Here is a 20,142-nt window from a genome sequence, read left to right as displayed (position 1 = left end):
AGCTAGAGCTTCGGCTTCAGCTGCTTCTGCATAAACACCCCCGTCTCATCCGCCAGATTGCTGCCAACCGGTCCGCAGCGCCGGTAGCCCAAGCGGGCGTAGAGCGCCAAAGCCTCGGGCTGACGAATGCCGGTTTCCAGGCGAGCAAGCCCAATGCCGCGGTCGATCAAGTCCTGCTCCAGACGCTGCATCAGCAGCTTGGACAGGCCGTGCCCGCGCCGCTCGGGGCTCACAAAAACCCGCTTGATTTCGCCGTAAGCTGCTTCGCCAGCAAGAGGCGGCACGCGTTTGACCGCGCCGCAACCGGCCAGCTCAGAGCCGACCCAGACGCCGAGAAACAAAACTTCGGGCTGACTCAGCGCGGCGGCGCTGGCCAAATGTTCGCTGGCCAGCGCCGGATACAGCGCCGCCATCAGACGATCCGAAGCAGCCAGCAGCGCTTGCGCGTCGGCACAGTGCGGGTCCAGCGCTTTGAGGCTGACGGTTTGCGCTGCATAGCCGGGGTGGCGATAGAGTTGCCAGGCACTGCCGCGAAATTCCCGCTCAAGTTCCAGCCTTGCGCCAACCGCCAGCGCCAGCCGGATCGAGGCTTGGTTTTGGGCATTGATAAAGCTGATCAGCGGCAGCTTGGGCGCTGCGCGCAAGGCCATCGCCTGCACCGCCCGCACCGCCTCGCTGGCCAAGCCTTGACCCCAGAAGGCGCGGCTCAAGGCCCATTTGATCTCCGGCTCCGGCCAGTCGTTCGGATACCAAAGCCCGGTCGCACCTATCACCGCGCCCGTAACTTTGTGCTCCAGCGCATAGGGGCCGTAACCGCGCAGCACCCAGTGGCCCGCCATGCTGGCCAACGCGCGCCAACTCTCGCCCTCGCTCAAGGCGCGGCCGAAGGTGAAGCGGGTGCATTCGGGGTCGGCGTAATGGGCGTGCAAGGCCGGCCAGTCGCTGTGCACAAAGGGGCGCAGGATCAGGCGCTCGCTTTCGAGGCGAGTCGGGATGCCTGCTGGCGCCTCAGCGCTCAAGGCGCCTCGCTCTTCAAATGCTGGGCCAGGAACTTCTCGACCCTGCGGATGAAATCGACCTTGTTATTGGTCTGCAGCCAAACATGCCCCTCGCCGGCATAACTGACCCACTCGGGCGGCCGGCCCGCTTCATGCAAGGCCTCACGCATCTTTTCGCCGTGGGCTATGGGCGCGATCATGTCCTTTTCGCCATAGGCCAGCAGCACCGGCGCTCGAATCTGCTTGGCCTGGGCCAGCGGCGAATTGGCCGTCAGCAACGCCTTGTCCTTTTGCGCATCGCCCAGCACCTGCGGCAGCCAATACTTGCGGGCATAGTTGCTGATGTTGTCGGTGCCTATCCAAGAGCCCTGCAAGAGCAAGAAGGGGTCGGTCCAGGCGACCGCCGCAATACCGCAACGGTACAGGTCGGGGTGGCGCACCAAACCCATCAGTGCGCTGTAGCCGCCATAGGCTGCACCGTAGATACAGGCCTTGTTGCTGGCCCGGCCCTGCTGCTGCGCCCAGAGCAAGGCGTCCGCCACATCGTCCTGCATGGCCTGACCCCATTGCTTCCAACCCGCCTTGTAATGCGCGTCGCCGTAGCCGGCGCTGCCTCGGTATTCGACATTGATCACCAGATAGCCGCGCGAGGCCAAGAACTGGGCATAGGGCTCCCATTCCCAATAGCTGCCCCGGCGCCAAGGCCCGGGATGCACTGTCACCACGGCGGGCAGCGCTTGGCCGGACTTGGCGTCGGCCGGTTGGGTCAGCCAGACCGGCAATTCGCGGCCATCGCGGGCCTTGATGCGGTGCAATTCCACCGTCGCCATGCGCTCGGGGTCGATGTCGGCCATCACAATGCTGATGGACTGCCAGCGCTTGTTGGCAGCTTCGTACAAGTAGTAGCGACCGGGGTCGCGGTCGGAAGAAGAGCGCACCAGCACGACCATGTCCTCCGCACCGCAGCGCGCGCAGCTGAGCCGGTTGACCCGATCAGGCAGGCGCTCATCGGCCAGCGCCTGCATGCGCTTCATGCCCTCGTCGAACCAAATACTTTGCTCGCCATCGGAAATAACGCGCACGCCCAGGGCCCGCTCGCCGAAGTGCCCGCCCAACACGCGACCGGTGAAATCAAAGCCGGGCACCACGACCAGCGCCGGTTTGCGCGGCACACCCTTGTCGAAGTCAAAGCGGCTCAAGACCTTCAGGCCCTCCGGGCCATCACTGAAGCGCACATAGAGGTTGCCGAGATCGTCGACGGCCTCCGGCTCAAACGGCGGGTCAAGCTCGTCACTCTCGGCCAATAGGCGCCAGTTCAAGTCACCCGGCCCGCGCCAATGAAAGCCCATGCGCCCCTTGTGGTGGGTAAGGGCCACCCTTGCCTCACCCTTGCTGTCAAACATCCACCTCAGCGTGTGAGGCGGCTCCTTCAGATCGATGCTGCGAGTGCGGCCATTGCGAACGTTGAGCCACATCGGCGAGATATGCGTGACTTCATAATCTGGCCCAGACTCATGCAAGCCGATGAGCACCTCATCGGGTGCTACGGCCGGCTGTTGCTCAGGCACCATCAAGAGCCGGTACTTGCCGTCCAACATGCGCTCGTCGGCAATGAAAAAGTCAGGGGCTGCATTCTGCCGGTGAATCAGCTGCTTCAAATTGCTGCCATCCGGGTTGACGCCATACAGCCCCGGCCCGTAACGCCTGGAGTTCTCGGCATCTTCAAGATCGCGCAGGCCAAAGACCAAGCGGTTGTCGCCGACCCAATAGAACTCATTGATGTCAGAGTCTGCGAAGGTCGCGGCCCGCTTCGGCTGGGCACCGGGCTGGGTTAGATCCAGCACTACCAGGCCAACACGGTTACCACCGCGCGCCGTGGTCAGGGCCAGCTTTTGGCCCGACGGTGAGAGCTTGGCCGCAAGCACCGCCGGACGCTGGAAAAAGCTCTCGATCGGCACCGGCGGCAAGGCGGCCGCGCCCTTGACCGGCGATTGCGCCACCACCAGCGCCGGCAGGCCCAGGGCCAAGCCCAAGGTGCTCAGCCCCAACAGCCAATGCCGCCACCTGCCTTGCCGCTTCACCACGACGTTCGCTACGCTGCTCATCTCCGCTCCCTCTGGGGCTTGGCCCATTTAGGGCTGGGAGGATAGCAAGCGGACAACGCCGGGCAGCCTAGGGTCTTCGCCTATCCGAGCCGGCGAACCGCGGTCAGGCAAGACCCTTTAATGCGCACCGGCCTGCAAAAGATGCTGGCCCAGAAACTTCTCGACCCGCCGCGCGAAATCGACTTGATTGCTGACCTGGCGCCAGCCATGCGCTTCGTCTGCGTAGACCACCCATTCGGGCGGGCGCCCGGCCTCGCGCAAAGCGGCACGCAGGCGCTCGCCATGGGCCAGTGGCACGCGCCGATCGGCGTCGCCAAAGGCCAAGAGCAGCGGCGCTTTGATCTGCTTGGCTTGCAGCAGCGGCGAGTTGGCCTTCAGCATCTCGGCATCTTTGTCGGCCTCGCCCACCAGCTGCGGCAGCATGTGCTTGCGCGCCAAACCGTTCGAATCATCTTCGACCCACCAGGAGCCTTCCAACAACAAGAAGGGGTCGGTCACCGCCACCCAAGCGACACCGCAGCGGTACAGCTCCGGATGGCGCACCAAGCCCATCAACGCGCTATAGCCACCGTAGCTGGCCCCGGCGATGCAGGCCTTGTCACTGGCCAGGCCCTGCTTTTGCGCCCACAGCAAGGCGTCGGCCACATCGTCCTGCATCGCCTGACCCCATTGCTTCCAACCGGCCTGGTAATGTGCGCTGCCGTAGCCGGTGCTGCCGCGGAATTCGGGACTGATCACGAGGTAGCCCCGCGAAGCCAGAAACTGCGCCATTGCATCCCACTGCCAATGCCCCCCGCGCGCCCAAGGGCCGCCGTGCACCAGCACCACGGCCGGTAGCGGCTGCCCTGCTTTGCTGCCTGGCGGCTGCGTCAGCCAGACCGGCAGGTCGCGGCCATCGCGTGCCTTGATTCGATGCAAGTCCACGGTCGCCATCTGCTTGGCCTCGACATCGTCCAAGACACGGCTGACCGGCTGCCAGCGCTGCGTGGCGGCTTCATACAGATACAGGCGCCCGGGCTCGCGGTCGGAATAGCTGCGCACCAGCACCACCATGTCATCGGCGCCGCAACGCCGACAGTTGAGCCGGTTGACGCGGCCCGGCAAAACCTCATCGGCCAGCGCCTGCATGCGCTTCATGCCGGCATCAAACCAAACGGTCTGCTCGCCGTCGGTGTCTACACGCACGCCCAAAGCGCGCGCGCCAATGCGGTCCAGCACGAGGCTGCCGCTGAAGTCAAAGCCGGGCGTGGTCACCAGCGCCGGCATGAGCGGTGCGCCTTTCTCAAAGTCAAAGCGGCTCAACACTGCATAGCCCTCCGGGCCTTCGCTGAAACTCACATAGAGATTGCCGGCATCATCGACCGCCGAGGGTGTAAAGGGCGTGTTGAGCACATCGCTCTCGCTCAGTTGACGCCATTTGCTCTCACCCGGACCGCGCCAATGCAGCGCCTGCCGGCCCCCACTCAGCGTGCCCGCGACCCGGGCCTCACCTCTGCTGTCAAACATCCAGGACACCGTATGGGGAGGCGCATTCAGATCGAAGCTGCGGATGCGGCCGCTGCGAGTGTTCAACCAAATCGGCACGACGGACTCGATCTGGTCGCGGCCAAAGTTCATCTTGCCGACGACCACCTCTTCGGGCGTCACGCCGTCTTGCTGCAAGGGCACATGCAGCAAGACATGGTTCCACTCCAAGGCGCGGTTGAGTGAATTGCCATTGCTGACAAACGGCGTGCCTTGGCGTCGCACCAACTGGCGCAAGTCCTTGCCGTCCGGGTTGACCGCATACAGACCCGGTGCATAACGCCGGTCTTCGGCGCCACCGGCCTGCAAATCAAGGACGCTGAATACCAAGCGGTTCTCGCCCACCCAGGCAAACTGCGTGATATCAACGTCTGAAAAGGACGCGGCGCGCATCGCCTTGGCCTCGCCCGAGGCCAAGTCAATCACCACCAAGCCCACCCGATCGCTGCCTCGCGAAGTGGTCAAGGCGAGTTGCTTGCCCGAAGGCGAGAGCTGCGCCTCCAGCAGCGCCGGGCGCTGGAAGAAACGCTCGATCGGGATCGGTTCGGCAGCCGGAGCATTCGTTGCGGCGCCTGCTGCCGTCACAAGACCAAGCCAGGCCAACGCCGGGATCAACAGGCCACGAGCGAATACCGACAAGGCTGGTTTGATGTGCATCTGTGTTCTCCCCCTGCTCTTTTTAATGCCCGCAGGATAGCAAACGGCCAACCGAAGAAACAAGTGCAAACCGGCGCAGCAAGGCCGCTGCGATAATCGGCGACCTCCTTTTTTCGACCCAAGCGTGCGGCTACCCCAGCTAAGCGCCGAGCGAGCGCCACTATGTCAGCCGATCTGCCCAGCCAAATTCAAACCGAAGTTAAGCGCCGCCGCACCTTTGCGATCATTTCTCACCCGGATGCCGGCAAAACCACGCTGACCGAAAAGCTCTTGCTGTTCTCGGGCGCGATCCAGATCGCCGGCTCGGTCAAGGCCCGCAAGGCGACCCGCCACGCAACCTCCGACTGGATGGAAATCGAGAAGCAGCGCGGCATTTCGGTGGCGTCTAGCGTGATGCAGATGGAATACCGCGACTGCGTGATCAATCTGCTCGACACCCCCGGTCACCAGGACTTCTCGGAAGATACCTACCGGGTGTTGACCGCAGTCGACGCGGCGCTGATGGTGATCGACGCGGCCAACGGCGTCGAGCCGCAAACCCGCCGCCTGCTGCAGGTCTGCCGGGCCCGCAACACGCCCATCCTGACCTTCGTCAACAAGATGGACCGCGAGGTGCAAGACCCGCTGGCCCTGATGGACGAGATCGAACGCGAACTCGGTATGACGGTCGTGCCCTTCACTTGGCCGGTCGGCATGGGCAAGCATTTTCACGGCGTGATGGACCTGCGCCAAAAGCAGATGCGCGTGTTTTCGCCCGGCGAGGGCAAGGCCGGCGGCGACGACGAGATCCTGCAGGGCCTCAACAACCCCGCCTATGCCGAGCGCTTCGGCATGCAGTACGAGCAGGCCGAGGGCGAGATCGAGCTGGTGCAGGACGCAGCGGCCGAGTTCAATCTGGATGATTTCCTGAGCGGCAAACTGACGCCGATGTTCTTCGGCTCGGCCGTCAACAATTTCGGCGTGCAAGAGATTCTGGACGCGCTGGTCGAGCTGGCGCCGGCACCGGCCGAGCGCGCCGCGATGCAGCGCGTGGTGCAGCCGGACGAGCCCAAGTTCACCGGCGTGGTGTTCAAGATCCAGGCCAATATGGACCCCTCGCACCGCGACCGGATTGCGTTTTTGCGCGTCGTCAGCGGGCATTTCGAGCGCGGCATGCGGCTCAAGGTCGTGCGCTCGGGTAAGGAGTTACGCCCCAACACCGTGGTCAGCTTCTTGTCGCAGCGCCGCGAGCTGCTGGATGAGGCCTATGCGGGCGACATCATCGGTATCCCCAACCATGGCGTGCTGCAGCTCGGTGACACCATCACCGAAGGCGAAGCTTTGCAATTCACCGGCCTGCCCTTCTTCGCGCCGGAAATGTTCCGCTCGGTGGAAGTGGCCGACCCGCTGCGTACCAAGCAGCTCAAGGCCGGCCTGACCCAGCTCGGCGAAGAAGGCGCGATCCAGGTCTTCCGCCCGATTGCCGGCTCGGTGCTGCTGCTTGGCGCCGTGGGCCAGCTGCAGTTTGAAGTGGTGGCGCACCGCTTGGAGCATGAATACGGCTGCAAGGCCCGCATCATGCCGAGCCGCTTCCAGGTCGCGCGCTGGGTCACTTGCGATGACGCGAATGAGCTCAAGCGCTTCATCGACGCGAATGATCACCGCATGGCCTATGACGCGGTCGACGCACCGACCGTGCTGGTCGAGTACGCGCCCGAGCTGCGCGCGATCGAGGCCAACTGGCCGAAGATCAAGTTCCACGCCTTGCGCGAGCATGCGGGTCTGGTATTCCAGAAACGCCTGGATGGGTGAGTCGGGACCGAGGGAAGGCTACTGCAGCCTTCCCGACGCCCGACGAACGCCGTGCACGTCTCGCGTGCTAAGGCCGGATTGAGCCTTCTACTGCGACAACTGGATCACATTCCTCAGCACCGGATAGATCTCGTTCTGCCAGCGCCGCCCGCTGAAGACGCCGTAATGGCCGACATTGGGCTGCACATAATGGCTGCGCAGATAGGGCCGCAGGCTGCTGGCCAGGTCCTGCGCGGCCAGGGTCTGGCCGACCGCGCAGATGTCATCACGCTCGCCCTCCACCGTCAGCAGCGCGGTACGCCGGATAGCCGCCGGATCGACCAGGCGGCCACGGAAACGCAGCTCGCCCTTGGGCAGCGCGTAGTCCTGGAACACCAGCTTGACGGTCTCCAGATAGAAGTCGGCCGATAGATCGGCGACCGCCATGTATTCCTCGTAAAAAGTGCGCGTCACCTCGGCCTTGTCGAACTCATCGGCGACCAGGTGCTGGTAGTAAGCCTTGAAGGCATCGCTATGCCTGTCCTTGTTCATGCTCATGAAGGCGGACAGCTGAACAAAACCCGGATAGACCCGCCGGCCTTCGCCCGCATGGCGCCAGGGGACCTGGCTGATCAGATTCTTCTCGAACCATTCGATCGGCTTGGTGACGGCGAGCTTGTTGACGCCGGTCGGGTTGATGCGGCAGTCGATCGGGCCGGCCATCAGGGTCAGGCTGGCGGGCGTGGCTGGGTGGGCGTCTTCCGACATCAGCGCCACGGCGGCCAGCGCCGAAACACAGGGCTGGCAAACCGCCACGATATTGACGCCCGGCCCCATCGCGGCCACAAAGTCCATGATGGTCTGGGTGTACTCGTCCAAGCCAAAACGGCCGTCCGCCAGCGCCACGTCGCGCACATTATGCCAATCGGTCACATAAACATCATGGTCCTGCAGCAGGGTGCGCACGGTGTCACGCAAGAGCGTGGCGAAATGGCCCGACATCGGCGCGACCACCAGCACCTTGGGTGACGGCGGCGCGTCGAGCTTGGCAAAGCGCAGCAAGGTGCAAAACGGCGTGCTCAGCACGACTTCCTCCTGCACCGTCCAAGCTTCGCCAGCCGCGCCCGGCTCGCGGCCGAGCCCGCGTTTGGCGATTTGATCGATACGCCAGGGCGGGCGCTTGTGGGTCACCTGAGCCAGCTCCATCACATGACAAGCCGCCGCCATGCGGCGCATTGACGGGGAGCGGGCCGCTCCCGAGGCACTGTCTTGCAAAAAGGGCAAGGACAGCTTGGAAGCCATGCGCATAGGCCACATGAGATCGGATTGCACTTGAAAGGCTTGGTACAACATGGTGCGCTCTCCAGTGAAGGGATGCTGGTGACATGCAAGTAACGCGCCAAGAACTCGGTGTTTGCCCTAGTCAGGGCCTTGGCACAGGCTTTGCGTGCACGTAGCTGCCCCCACATTGATCGGAGACCGATATGCCCGCAGCATCGCCGCCCAAGCCCCGCCGCACAGCAAGCAGCAAGTCGGCCAGCAAAGCAGCCGCTGCACCCAAGGCAAGCCCGTTGAGCCCGGCCTCCACCAAAGCGCAACTGACGCTGAGCAGCAAAAACTACTCGTCCTGGTCGCTGCGGGGCTGGCTGCTGGCCCGCTTTGCCGGGCTGGACTTCGAGGAACAAATGGTCTCGCCCGACGACGCCGACGCGCGCCGCGAGTTGCTGCTGCTGGCGCCTTCGATCCTCGTGCCCTGCCTCAGCCATGACGGTGCCAAGGTCTGGAACACGCTGGCCATCGCCCAATACCTGGACGAGATCAAGCCCGATGCGGGGCTGATGCCGGACGATAGATTGGCGCGCGCGCATTGCCGCTCGGTCAGCGGCGAGATGAACTCGGGCTTTGCCAATCTGCGCGCCTCGCTGCCAATGAATCTGAAGGCTCACTACCCCGGCCACAAGATCTGGGCCGGCGCCCTGCCCGACATCGAACGCATCAAGGAGATCTGGACCGATTGCCTGGGCCGCTATGGCGGGCCTTTTCTGTTCGGCGCCCAGCGCGGCATGGCTGACGCGATGTATGCGCCGGTGGTGACGCGCTTCCTGACTTACGAGGTGCCGCTCAACAAGGCCTGCGCCGACTATTGCCGCACCATCATGGCCATGCCCGAGATGCAGGCATGGCGCGCCGCCGCACTGCTGGAGCCCGAGGAAATCGAGCAACTGGACATGGATTTCTGAGTATCCCTTTGCACACTGCCATCAAGGCCAAGGCGCCGGCAAGGGCACCTCGGCGGCCGCCGGCATGTCGATGGACTTGAAGTCCGCCGGCGAGACGATCTCCAGATATTCCATATCGGGCGAATAGTCGAACAGGTAATGTACGATGCCCGGACGCTGGTGAACGCAGTCGCCGGCCTCGACCAGGGTCTCCTGATCGCCATACATAAAGCGCGCCCAGCCCTTGGTCATGAAGACGATCTGGAATTCCGCCTCATGCCGGTGCCAGCCGGTGCCCTTGACTGGTGCCATATTCGCCTTCACAAGGTGCGCGATCACGCGGCCATGGGTGGCTGCGGCAATGCCAAGGTCCTTGTAGAGAAAGAAGTCCCGCAACCCATCGCTGCGCCACTCGGTGTCGCTGGGCTTGATGTGGGAGAACTGGGTGCTCGTCTGATCCGTCATGGTTCGATCTCCGTCCAAGAGCTTGGTCACCCCTGGCCGGTATGCATAAACCGTTCCCGGCCTCACCTTAGCCAGTGAGAATTTCCGAGCAGGCCAAGCCTCCACGTGAAGGCACTTCAGAACCAAGGGCGTGGTTCGGGTCGACGGCCTGGCCAGCGCGCGCCGAACCCAAACCTTGCAGCGCTACCGGGGTGCGCCACCTTTGTCGATATGCGCACTGCCTTGCTGGCTGATCTCCTTGCGCAGCGCCTCCAACTCGGCCGCTTCTTCCGGCGTGTGTGGCGTATTGGGCCGCGCCGGCGCGCGCTTCAACATGCTGCCGGTGAGGGTCTCCGGCGCTTCGTAAGGTTGTTTGCCGGTGCTGGTCTGCGCTGGCGCAGCACAGCCGGCGGCCCCTAGGCTCAGCAAAATGCTCAGGCCCCAAGCGGCCATCGAATTCATGCCTTTGTCGCTGTTTGTTTGCATGCTTGTTCTCCCTGTTTACCTGTCGACCAATTGATCTGTTTCAGACAAAAAAATGGGTGCGACCCACTTCGGCCGCACCCCTCAACTCACTGCTAATCGGCTAAACGCCTGGCATCAGAAGGTATAGCCCGCGCGAGCGTAGTACACCCGGCCGACCGGATCGGCAAAGCGTGGATCAAAGCCGGTCTGGAAGGTACGCGTCTGGTTGGAGAACGGCGGATCCTGGTTGAGCAAGTTGCGCACGCCGGCCGTCAGCGAGACCGACTTGATCGGCGCCCAAGTACCGTACATATCCCAGATCGAGTAGCTGTCGACCTTGTGCTTTGGATCTTCGTCCGTGTAGCCGGTCTTGTAGCGATTCACCAGGCCGAGGCCAAAGTCACCCAGCTTCCAGCCCAGGCTCAGGGACTGTGACCAGCGGAAGATCGGGCCGTTGTTGCCGCTGTAGGTGCCGGCGCGTTGAATCCAGGCACCGTTCTCTTCGTTCTGATACTCGTACTTGCTGACATAAGTGCCGTTCAGGCCAACGCTGAAGTTGCCCAGCGAAGCTGTGCGCAGACGGTAATTGGCCGTCAGGTCAACACCGTTGGTTCTGACACCGCCCAGATTCTTGGTCAGCAGCTCGACATAACCGCATTTCACACCGGGGCAAAGCGAGCCGTCGGTGGCCAAACTGCCGTCGGCGGCACGGTGGAACAGGCTTGCATACTTGACCGGGTCGGCGAACACGGTGTTCTCTGGCAGCACGTCGATCTTGTGCTCGTAGCTGATCCACCAGAAGTCCAGGCCCACGCTGGCGTCCACCATGGGCTCGAACACAAAGCCCAGAGTCTTGTTGACCGAGGTTTCAGGCTTGAGATTGGGGTTGCCGCCGGCGAGAGACTGGAACTGCTGGTCGCAGTTGGCCGCCTTTGGCGCGCCGGGGATAGGCTTGCCGCCCGGGCAACGCACAGGATCGTCGTGGTTGTTGCCCGTGTTGGTGAAGGTCTGCGGCGCATTCAGCTCATACAAAGAAGGCGCCCGGAAGCCGGTCGAGTAAGAACCGCGCATCAGCATCTGCTTGTTGGGCTGATAGCGGAACGTGAACTTCGGATTGGTGGTGCTGCCCGAATCGCTATAACGGTCATAACGCAAGGCACCGCCCAACTCCAGACCCGCCAGCACGGGCAAGGAAACTTCACCATAGACGGCGCTGACATTGCGGGTGCCATGGTTGTTGATCGCCGGGTCATAGCCGGTACTGGCCACGACTTTCTCGGCAAACTCGGTATTGGCCTTGTTGGTGAAATCTTCCTTGCGGTACTCGGTGCCCAAGGCCAGGCCGGCGTTGCCAGCACCCAGCCAATTGCCGAGTTCGCGGCTCGCCTTCAAGTCCAACGATGTGACCTTGCCCAGGCCGGTATAGAGCGTTCCGCGGACCGCTGCCTTTTCAAACACGGCTTTACCAGCAGCGTCTTGCGGCCCGAACGGGTTGATCACGCCGGTCTTGACGCCGGCCGAAATTTGCGCGCCGTCGGTGTAGCCCCCGATCAATTTGTTGGTGATCTCGTTTTCGTTATAGGCCAAGCCGGTTTGGTAATCCCAGCCGGCCAGGGTGCCTTCCAGATTCGCGACAAAGCGCTGCTGTGTGTTGACACTTTCGTCAGCGCGGCCGCCGCTGATTTCATCCCGCATCTTGACGGTGATCGGCAGCTTGGCGTCGATCTTGGCCGAAGCCGGCGCGGCCGGCGTGATGCCATTGCCGGGGTAGTACTTGGTGCCGGGGTCCATGCTCAGGGCGCCGTAAGGCACGCCGGCGACCACGGTCTTGTTGGTGTTCTCGGCGCGGAAGTATTCGAAGCTCAGCAGATGGTCGTCGCTCAGCTGCACGCTGGCCTTGGCCAAGCCCGACAGGCGCTTGGTTTCGGGCACCAGGTCGACCACGCGCGAGAACAGGTATTTGCACCCGACGGCACCGTCGGAGACCAACATCGGCGAGGCGCAGCCTGGCGCAGCCGGATTGGCGCTATCGTCGTTCTGGTAGTAATTGGCCGGGAACGGCGTCGCCGAAGTCTTCGGCGTGCCGCGGTTGACAAAGGGGCGCTGGCTGGCGTTGAGCGGATCTTGCTGGCTGTAGTCAAACACGGCGAAGATATTGAACTTGTCCTTGGCCAGATCACCATAGCCGCCGCCGAGGTTGAAGTTCTTGGACTTGGCGCCTTCCTTTTGCGGCGAGTCCAGACCCAGCGTGATGGTGCCGCCGGTGAAGCTCTTCTTGGTGATGAAGTTGATGACGCCGCCGATCGCGTCGGTGCCGTACAGCGCCGAGGCGCCGTCACGCAACACTTCAACCCGTTCGATCGCCGCGAACGGGATCATGTTCAGATCGGGTGCGGTCGCGTCGAGCGCGTTGTTGGCGATACGCCGACCGTTCAAGAGCACCAGCGTCTTGTCTTGGCCCAGACCACGCAAATTGGCGAAGGTCGCACCACCGGTGGCCGAGCCGACGGCCTGGCTGCCGCTTTGGGTGGTCTGGCTGGCTGAAATCCGGCTCAGCATTTGCTCCACCGACGTGACGCCTTCGTTCTTCAAATCGCTCATCTTGATGACGGTGACCGGATTGGCGGTCTCACCATCAATGCGTTTGATCGCGGAGCCGGTCACTTCGACGCGGTCCAATTGTTGTTGCTGCGCCTGAGCTTGCACGCTGAACGCGGCCAGCAAGGCCACGGCCAGACTGATATGGGTTTTCTTCACGAACATCTCCTCAAAAGACTTTGCTTGGGTTTGCCCGTGGCACATGTTTTGGCCTTGGGCAGGTTTTTGATCGACGACCGGGTCTGGCCCGCCGATCACTGCGTTGTGGCCGTGCAACGAAGGCTTGATTCGCAGCTTGGCTCTGGTTTTGCAGTCAAGCCACTCTTCCATGGCAAGCTAAACGGCAGCCTATGAACAGTTAAACGGCAGCTAAATTCGACCCCGTATGGGGTGGTCACTGGCGGCTGGCGTCGCCTGCAGCCAACATCGCCCGGCCCGAACGGCCTGCCTTGGCCATGCCTGAAGTCACGGGCCTAACAAGCAACTTTGGCGGTTCAAAAAAGCCGGCGCAGCTGAAGGCTCATGACTTTCGATTTACGCCTCTCGCTCGGTATTCAATAGGGGCATGAACGTCTTGCTGTTTGAAGATCAACTTGAACTTGCGCACCAGATACGCTGCGAACTGGCGGACTACGGCTACCGTGTGACCTGGGTGCGACAACTCACTGGCGCGCTGAGCCAACTCGAAGGCGATGGCATCGATCTCGTCTTGTTGGACATGGGTGTGGCGGACGACGCCGGTCAGCAGTTGCTGCAGCATCTGCGCCGCGACTGGCCGAAGACGCCCGCCTTGTGCGTGACAACCCTGGACCGCTTGGATGACGGTCGCCACTTTGGCGCCGACGCTGGCGCAGCGCACGACTTTTTGCTCAAGCCATTCGCGCCCGCCGAACTGCGCGCGCGCATTCGGGCGCTGACTTGCCGCAGCTGCGGCGTCGACCCTGAACGATTGGACCTGCGCGGCCTGAGCCTGCATCTTGGCGCTCAGCGCGCCAGCATCGACGGTCGGCCGCTGGAGCTGTCGCGCAGCGAATACCTGCTGCTCAGCGCGCTGGCCACCCGCGCCGACCGGGTGCAGACGCGCCGTGTGCTGGAGGAACAAATCGGCTCCAGCGTGGTCGGCCGCGCCAGCAATGTGCTGGATGTGCAGATCTCAAAGCTGCGCAAGAAGCTCGGCGAAGGCTACGTGAGAACCGTCAGAAACGTCGGTTATGTGATCGATCGCCGGCAAGCCTTGTGAGGCCGTGATCGTGCCTTGCCCAGGCCTTTGGCAAAGTGTCGAGCACAGACGGCGGCTTTCTGCGATATTGGACGCCAACGGAGGACCGTTCGCGTCCACCGCTGCCCAAGCAGGAGCCCTTCATCATGCAGACCTTGAACGAAATGCTGGCGCAGAAGTTCTTGACGCCGGATCAGCACTTTGAAATCCTGAGCTGGACTACACGCGCCAAGACGCCCGAGAAGATCCTCGAGATGCCGGCTCATCTGTGGCGCTCCCTGGAGCTGGCCTCGGTCTTGATGGGCTTCGAGGTGGGGCCGGCCGAAGTCTAGAGGTCTAGAACCCGCGCAGCTCCATGCGCACCATCTGGAAGTGCACCTCTTTGGCGCTGGCTTGCTTGAGGCTCACCAAGAGAAAGCTCTTGCCCGCGCCGGTTTTGTAGACCCGCTCGCCGGGGTCGCCGCTGACCTCAGCGCAGCCTTGCTCGGCACCCTTTTTTCGTTCGGCCTTGGCGGCCAGCGCCGCCGGGCTGCCGTAACTGCAATCCAGTACGGGGCCGTGCTTGCTGAGTGCCTCGCGGTAGAAGGCCGAGATGCTGTCAATGCTGTCGCCGCTCGAGAACTTGGAGACCAGCAGTTTGAAACCAAAAGGGCCTAAGGACAGGCCAACGGTGACGCCGGGTTTGTCGTCTTTGTCATCCTGTTGCGCAACAGCGCCGGGGTAGGCCGGCAGACCTATGTCTTGCAGCCGGGCTTGTTCCTTGACATTGATGCCAGCAACAAAGCTCTTGCCGGTGTCGGCTGCTGCGTCCGCTGCATAAGCCCAGGCGGGCGACAGCAGTGCCAGACCGAGGCCCAATGTGGCCAAGCTGCGGGGGACAGAAAAGAGGCGGTTGATTGGACGTGGCTTCATGACAGGATCGCTTATAAAAAAGTGATGGCTGCCAATGTAGACGCGACTGCGGGCGCGGCGCGGCGCCATTCGACCAACTGCCAAAAGCAAGGCATAGGCCGTCGCGCAAGCGGATCAGGCCGAGACGGCCAGGAACGCAAGAGCGCCCTATGCCAGCTACGATCAGCCCCTCACCGAGCTCAGCCCATGCCAGAAACCATCTTTGAAATCCCCGCCCTGCAAAGCCAAGACGACGCCGACGCCGTCATGTTCGAGCTGCAGGACCTGCCCTGCGTGAACCAAGCCGATGTGGACTTGGGCAAACGCCAGGCCTGGGTCAACCACACAGCCATGATCTCAGCCGAGGACATCGCCGCCGCGCTGGCCGAGGCGGGTTACGAAAGCCGGGTCAAGATCAGCGAAGCTTAGGGCTTGCTGCTGTAATTCAGCGGCAACCAGTCATAGCCCTTCTTGGCATTGGGCCGCAACTGGCCCAGGCCCGGGAAGGAGACATGTGCGATGGCCAAGACATGGCCCTTCTCGGCGGCCTCGGCAAAGATCTTCTGGCGCTGCGGCGCGGCGGCCTTGGCGTCGCTGTCGAAAGCAATCGTCACCGCCGGGTTGGGGAACTGTACCGCCGCCACATGCATCAAATCACCCAGAATGAGCAGCTTCTGGCCTTGGCTTTCGACCGCATAGACGCTGTGGCCGGGCGTGTGACCGGGTGTGGCGATGCTGCTGATACCAGGCACCAACTGGGTCGCGCCACTGAAGGTCAGCAGCTTGCCCGCGTCTTGATAGGGCTTGAGGGTGGCCATCGCGCTCTTGAAGCCGGACTGATCCTCGGCGGCCGCTTTGGCCATCTTTTCACTGTTCAGCCAATGCTCGGCCTCGGCCTTGTCCATGCGAAGCACGGCGTTGGGAAATGCCAGCTTGCCCTCGGGCGACACCAGGCCGCCCATATGGTCGCCGTGCAGATGGGTGATGTAGACCTCATCGATCTGCTCCGGGCTGTAGCCGGCGGCCTTCAGATTGCCCATCAAACGACCCAAGGTCGGGCCGAACAAGCCGGCCGCGCCGGTATCGATCAAGACTAGCTTCGCCCCCGTGTTGACCAAATATGCATTGACCGACGTCTCCAGCGGCAGCTTCAAATAGGCTCGCTCCAGCGCCGCCTTGACCTCGCCCGGCGCGGCCTGCGTCAGCAGCTTGTCCATCGGCAGCGCGACGGTGCCGTCGCTGAGGGCGGTGATCTCGAAGTCGCCGAGCAGCATTCGGTAATAGCCGGGTGCCTGGGTTTTGACTTGCGGGGCGGCGCCTTGTGCGGCCAGCGGCAGCGCCGAGCTCAGTGCGACGCAAAAGGTGCTGAGGGCAAAACTGAAGGCGGCAATTCGGTTCATGGGTCTTCCTTAGGCTGCACAAAATCGGCTCTGCAGCATAGCAAGCACACCGACTTTTTGCTGGCGAGGGCTGACAATCCCGCTTGAGAACACGCCCGCCTAACTGTAGACGCCATGCACAAACCTAGCCGCACCGGACAAGACGTATCACCCAGATCCAGCTTGGCCCTTACCCTATCAAGCCGGCCGGCCACTTTGGCCGACCTGCCCTTCTTGCTGCGATTACGGCAGCAGACTTTTCATGCCTATCTGGCCGAGGCCGGTATACCGATAGACGCAGAAAACGACCTGGCGCGTGTGATGTTCAAGTTCGAGATCGCCGAGATCTTGCTGCACCGGGGCGAAGCCGCCGGGCTGCTGAAGATGAGCCGCAGCGAAGACTCATGGCTGATCCATCAACTACAGATCGCGCCTGAGCTGCAAGGCCAGGGTTTGGGCGCGGCGCTGCTGCGAGCTTTGCAGGGCGAAGCGGCAGCGGCCGGCGCCGGGCTTGAATTGGGCGTCTTGAAGCGCAACCCGGCGCAGGCGCTGTACCGACGGCTGGGCTTTTTGGACTACGGCGAAAATGAGCTGGAATACTTGCTGCGCTGGCGCGGTGCCGGCCCCACGCCAAACCCGCCCAAACGTGACCGACCTTGATGATTGCTTTTTACCCCCATGTCCGAGCCGCAAACGCCCCCCTCTTCGCCTGTGCTTGAATTCGCCAATACCCGCTGGCGCGTGCGACGGCCCAAGCCCTTTGTCCTGGTGATCGAGGGCGAGCTGGGTGCCGAGGGCAAGGTCAGTGACTATCTGCATGAGCAGCTCTTGTTGCCCGAGTGGCGCGAGGCTTTTTATCAGCTGGTTGACGCTACCGGCCTGGTCGTCTGCCTGAATCTGCACACCCAACACCCAACTTACCGCGATGTGCGCGGCCGCTCCAGCAAGGGCCGGCTGAGCCAGGGCGAGTACTACCATCACGACGGCTGCTCAGGCCCGACCAAGCCGCGCTTTGTCGAGATCCGCTGCCCCGTGCAGCCGCAAACACGTGGCGTGGCGACCGCCGTGGCGCCGCATCATGCGGTGGTCGCGGCGATGCTGCAGGTGCTGCCGGCCGAACTGGCAGCAACACCGGCCTTGCTTGAGCTGCTGCGCGAGCAAGACCTGAGCCCGATGGCCGTCAGCCAGATGAGCGATGCGGCGCTGGACCAACTGCAAGGCCTGATCACGCGCACGGTCCGGCGCAAGCTGAATGCGGAAGGGGCTCGCGCTTACTTTCGCCAAGTGGATGTGGCGGCCGATGCCTATTTCGAGCCCTGGGCTTTGGGCGAAAGCCGCATCATCGCTAACGCCAATGCCGGTGTGACGATGCAGCATCGCCGCGCTTACCAAGCACCGCATACCGGCGGCGTCGCCAACGGTCACCTGGTCAAGCGCTGGCCGAACGAGGAGTTGCTACTGCCGGGGCAGGTACTGGACCCCGCCTTTATCGCAGCGCTATGCAGCGAGGAAGATGAAGACCGTGATGGAAAAGGGGGCCCGGCTTGCTACCTGGGCCCCCATTGACGAGCGCCAATGCTGGCGCTAGTGCTCAGACGCTCAGTCCGGCACGCTCAACACACCCGCCGCAAAGCCGATCGCATCTGACGCGGCCGGCGTCGGCGCCCAGACCGGTACATTGGCCAGCGTCACTTGCACACCCGTCGCGCGCGGCGTGGTGTGCACGACCTGACTGGCCGGCAGGGCTGTGCCGCTCTTCAAATGCGCCCACATCTGGTCCATGGCGCGGTTGAAATAGACGTGCAGCGGGACAAAGCGGCTGTCATAGCCCCAGGCGGCGCCGACGGCGATGAAAGTGTCGAAATGCTGCGCATTGGTGACCTCGTAGTAGCGGGTCTTGGACGTCGCCGCTTCGAGTACCTGGTTCTTGCCATAGTAGGCGCGCGCCGCATGGTTGACGGGGATCAGCGCATCGCTGCGTCCGGCCACGATGATGGTCGGCACCGAGCGAAGTTTGGCCGTGAGTTGCACCTCCTCCATGCCCTTGATGACACGCTCCGACCAGGCTTTTTGCGTGCCGAACAGGCCCGCGCCACTGACGGTGTCTTTGCCGGTCACCAGCGAGCGCATGCACAAAGCGCCGTCGAGGGCAAAGTCGGCTAAGCCGACACCAGGTGCACCACTGCCGGCCGATAGGGCCAGGAAGTCCCACTTCGCACCACCGACCGAGTCGTTGTAGACGATGTTGACACCACCGGTCGGCGGTACGCCGTTGCCGCTGGAAAACAGGCCGGCTTGCGTGATTGCGCTCTGTGCGATGACATCGCCGCCGGCATTGGTGTTGGCATAGCTGTAGCCACAGACGTTGTCGCTGGGCTTGAACTTGCCGTAGCTGTTCACATAGTTGACGACGATGGAATTGGTGGCGTAGCGGAAGTGCGATTGATGCAGGAAGTTGCTCTCGCTCTGCCAGCCGTACGCATTCAGCTTAGCCAGCGCCTCGTCGGCCTGCTCGGCGAGTGTCGCGCCAGTCAGCAGACCGCGCGCCTTCAAGGCCGAGCAGCGGTTCTGCACATTGGCGGCCATGGGGGCCAAATTGATCTGCGGCCCCGCCTGGGCGGACGCCGACGCGCAAGGCTGATAGATGTTGGCATAGGTGAAGTAATCGACCAGCGGCTTGCTGTGCGTCGCCACTGCGGCCGCTGCGCCCTGCTTGATGGTCAGACCCGGGTTGGCACCGGGCTGCACCATCGGCTCGGTGACGGCCACGCCGTCGATCAAGCTTTCTGTATCTTGCTCGGCAGCAGCCAAGGCGGCGCCGCCCCCATTGGACACCGAGGACGCGATCACAATCGTGTTGGCCGGCGTGATGACGACTTCTTTCTTGCCCGGCTGGGCCGCGATATCGGTGCCGTATTTTTCGTTCAGCACATAGAAGGCCAGCTTGACGGCGCGCAGCGTGTCGCGGCCCCAGTCCTTCTCGGGGTTCTGCTGCGAATGCGCATGCTTGTAGGCGACCCGGTTCGGGAAGGCGGCGATATAGCCAAGCCGTTCAGCCTCAGTCATATCGGCCTTGAAATGCGCTTTTTTGCCAGCCACGGTGGCGGTGGCGATCGTGCCGTCGATCTGAATCACATTGTCGCTGGACAGATCATGCAGGCCATTGCCCGAGCCCTTGTCGGCATAGGCGACCGCGCAGCCGCGCTTGAGCCCCCACTCACCCGCCGTGCCGATGGCGCCGTAAACGCCGCGCGAGCCGGAAGATGTCGCGGTGACAATGCAAGGGTTCTTGGCATCGAAGCTGCTCGGCACCTGCACCATCAACACGACGTTTTGGCGACCCGTGCCGTCGTCGGCGACGGCAATGTACTCGGTGCCGGCAACCTTGCCGTCGCCCAGCGTGTCGGCGCCTGATGCGTCGATATTGGGGCCGTACAGGCTCCCGAATCCACCTGCGGCCGAGTAATCAATCAGGGCGCGGTAGTTATTGAAAATCGCATTGCGGCGCAATTCGGCCACGGTCGGCGTTGCGGCGACGGCGAAGGTAGGTGCGAGTGCAGGTGAGACCAAACCTTTCTTGCCCAGCCCGGCCGTCAGCAAGTCATCGCTGCTGCCGTCATAACTCGCCTGCGCGACGGTGCCCGCCACAAAGGCCGGTATAACATTGACGACCGGAGCTGGTGGTGGCGGTGGGGCGGGCGCTGGGTCGTTGTCGCTGCCGCAAGCACCCAGCAAGATGGGTGCCGCAAGCAACAGGGCCTGCTGACGCAGGGTCTTGGACAAACGGCGAGAGGTCTTCATGGCATCGTCTCCTTTGGAATATCGTTGGACTCGAATTCACAGGGGCGCGCGCCGGCCAGGCGAACGCCCTCG

17 protein-coding genes are annotated in these 20,142 nt (G+C 63.0%); 7 read left to right on the top strand and 10 right to left on the bottom strand.

Annotation, left to right across the window (positions count from 1 at the left end; translation table 11 throughout):
- Positions 1 to 2 precede the first annotated feature (2 nt).
- From LNV09_RS01595 to LNV09_RS01585, 3 genes are all read right to left on the bottom strand, one after another.
- On the bottom strand, positions 3 to 1,019 hold the full coding sequence (locus tag LNV09_RS01595; RefSeq protein WP_263555317.1) for a GNAT family N-acetyltransferase: 1,017 nt from the start codon (positions 1,017 to 1,019) through the stop codon (positions 3 to 5).
- The gene (locus LNV09_RS01590; protein ID WP_263555316.1) at positions 1,016 to 3,103 is read right to left on the bottom strand and encodes an alpha/beta hydrolase family protein; all 2,088 of its coding nucleotides are present in this window, start codon (positions 3,101 to 3,103) and stop codon (positions 1,016 to 1,018) included. Before LNV09_RS01590 ends, LNV09_RS01595 begins: the two co-directional genes overlap by 4 nt.
- 117 nt (positions 3,104 to 3,220) lie before the next feature.
- A complete protein-coding gene (locus tag LNV09_RS01585; RefSeq protein WP_263555315.1) occupies positions 3,221 to 5,284 on the bottom strand; it encodes a S9 family peptidase in 2,064 nt (687 codons plus the stop codon).
- 162 nt (positions 5,285 to 5,446) lie between these two features.
- On the opposite strand from LNV09_RS01585, the gene LNV09_RS01580 reads away from it, so the two are divergent.
- Complete coding sequence (locus LNV09_RS01580) at positions 5,447 to 7,075, top strand: peptide chain release factor 3 (protein WP_263555314.1); 1,629 nt, start codon at positions 5,447 to 5,449, stop codon at positions 7,073 to 7,075.
- 87 nt (positions 7,076 to 7,162) lie between these two features.
- Here LNV09_RS01580 and LNV09_RS01575 read toward each other — a convergent pair whose 3' ends face one another.
- On the bottom strand, positions 7,163 to 8,407 hold the full coding sequence (locus tag LNV09_RS01575; protein ID WP_263555313.1) for a polyhydroxyalkanoate depolymerase: 1,245 nt from the start codon (positions 8,405 to 8,407) through the stop codon (positions 7,163 to 7,165).
- Between the two features lie 131 nt (positions 8,408 to 8,538).
- On the opposite strand from LNV09_RS01575, the gene LNV09_RS01570 reads away from it, so the two are divergent.
- Positions 8,539 to 9,294: a glutathione S-transferase family protein gene (locus tag LNV09_RS01570; RefSeq protein ID WP_263555312.1), complete on the top strand. Its 756-nt coding sequence runs from the start codon at positions 8,539 to 8,541 to the stop codon at positions 9,292 to 9,294.
- Positions 9,295 to 9,315: 21 nt separating this feature from the next.
- Here LNV09_RS01570 and LNV09_RS01565 read toward each other — a convergent pair whose 3' ends face one another.
- From LNV09_RS01565 to LNV09_RS01555, 3 genes are all read right to left on the bottom strand, one after another.
- On the bottom strand, positions 9,316 to 9,738 hold the full coding sequence (locus LNV09_RS01565) for a cupin domain-containing protein (protein ID WP_263555311.1): 423 nt from the start codon (positions 9,736 to 9,738) through the stop codon (positions 9,316 to 9,318).
- Between the two features lie 183 nt (positions 9,739 to 9,921).
- Positions 9,922 to 10,203: a hypothetical protein gene (locus LNV09_RS01560; RefSeq protein ID WP_263555310.1), complete on the bottom strand. Its 282-nt coding sequence runs from the start codon at positions 10,201 to 10,203 to the stop codon at positions 9,922 to 9,924.
- A gap of 114 nt (positions 10,204 to 10,317) precedes the next feature.
- Entirely contained in the window at positions 10,318 to 12,939 is a 2,622-nt protein-coding gene (locus tag LNV09_RS01555; RefSeq protein WP_263555309.1) for a TonB-dependent receptor, read from the bottom strand.
- A 406-nt stretch (positions 12,940 to 13,345) separates the two neighbouring features.
- On the opposite strand from LNV09_RS01555, the gene LNV09_RS01550 reads away from it, so the two are divergent.
- Positions 13,346 to 14,020 (top strand): response regulator transcription factor, encoded by a 675-nt coding sequence (locus tag LNV09_RS01550; RefSeq protein ID WP_263555308.1) that lies wholly within the window; start codon positions 13,346 to 13,348, stop codon positions 14,018 to 14,020.
- Between the two features lie 125 nt (positions 14,021 to 14,145).
- A complete protein-coding gene (locus LNV09_RS01545) occupies positions 14,146 to 14,331 on the top strand; it encodes a hypothetical protein (protein WP_263555307.1) in 186 nt (61 codons plus the stop codon).
- Between the two features lie 4 nt (positions 14,332 to 14,335).
- On the opposite strand, the gene LNV09_RS01540 is transcribed toward LNV09_RS01545, so the two are convergent.
- Positions 14,336 to 14,911, bottom strand: a complete 576-nt coding sequence (locus tag LNV09_RS01540; protein ID WP_263555306.1) for a hypothetical protein — start codon at positions 14,909 to 14,911, stop codon at positions 14,336 to 14,338.
- Positions 14,912 to 15,097: 186 nt separating this feature from the next.
- Between LNV09_RS01540 and LNV09_RS01535 the strand changes: the two genes are divergently transcribed.
- On the top strand, positions 15,098 to 15,319 hold the full coding sequence (locus LNV09_RS01535; protein WP_263555305.1) for a heavy-metal-associated domain-containing protein: 222 nt from the start codon (positions 15,098 to 15,100) through the stop codon (positions 15,317 to 15,319).
- Here the strand turns inward: LNV09_RS01535 and LNV09_RS01530 are convergent.
- Positions 15,316 to 16,290, bottom strand: a complete 975-nt coding sequence (locus LNV09_RS01530) for an MBL fold metallo-hydrolase (protein ID WP_263555304.1) — start codon at positions 16,288 to 16,290, stop codon at positions 15,316 to 15,318. The genes LNV09_RS01535 and LNV09_RS01530 overlap by 4 nt on opposite strands.
- A gap of 114 nt (positions 16,291 to 16,404) precedes the next feature.
- Between LNV09_RS01530 and LNV09_RS01525 the strand changes: the two genes are divergently transcribed.
- Together LNV09_RS01525 and LNV09_RS01520 are read left to right on the top strand one after the other, a co-directional pair.
- Positions 16,405 to 16,929, top strand: a complete 525-nt coding sequence (locus tag LNV09_RS01525) for a GNAT family N-acetyltransferase (RefSeq protein WP_263555303.1) — start codon at positions 16,405 to 16,407, stop codon at positions 16,927 to 16,929.
- An 18-nt stretch (positions 16,930 to 16,947) separates the two neighbouring features.
- Complete coding sequence (locus LNV09_RS01520) at positions 16,948 to 17,835, top strand: hypothetical protein (RefSeq protein ID WP_263555302.1); 888 nt, start codon at positions 16,948 to 16,950, stop codon at positions 17,833 to 17,835.
- A 33-nt stretch (positions 17,836 to 17,868) separates the two neighbouring features.
- Here LNV09_RS01520 and LNV09_RS01515 read toward each other — a convergent pair whose 3' ends face one another.
- Positions 17,869 to 20,070: a 3-hydroxybutyrate oligomer hydrolase family protein gene (locus tag LNV09_RS01515; RefSeq protein ID WP_263555301.1), complete on the bottom strand. Its 2,202-nt coding sequence runs from the start codon at positions 20,068 to 20,070 to the stop codon at positions 17,869 to 17,871.
- Positions 20,071 to 20,142 lie beyond the last annotated feature (72 nt).

Source organism: Paucibacter sp. B2R-40 (assembly GCF_025717555.1).
Classification (GTDB): Bacteria; Pseudomonadota; Gammaproteobacteria; order Burkholderiales; family Burkholderiaceae_C; genus Paucibacter_A.
This window is presented reverse-complemented; position numbering and strand designations above follow the sequence as displayed.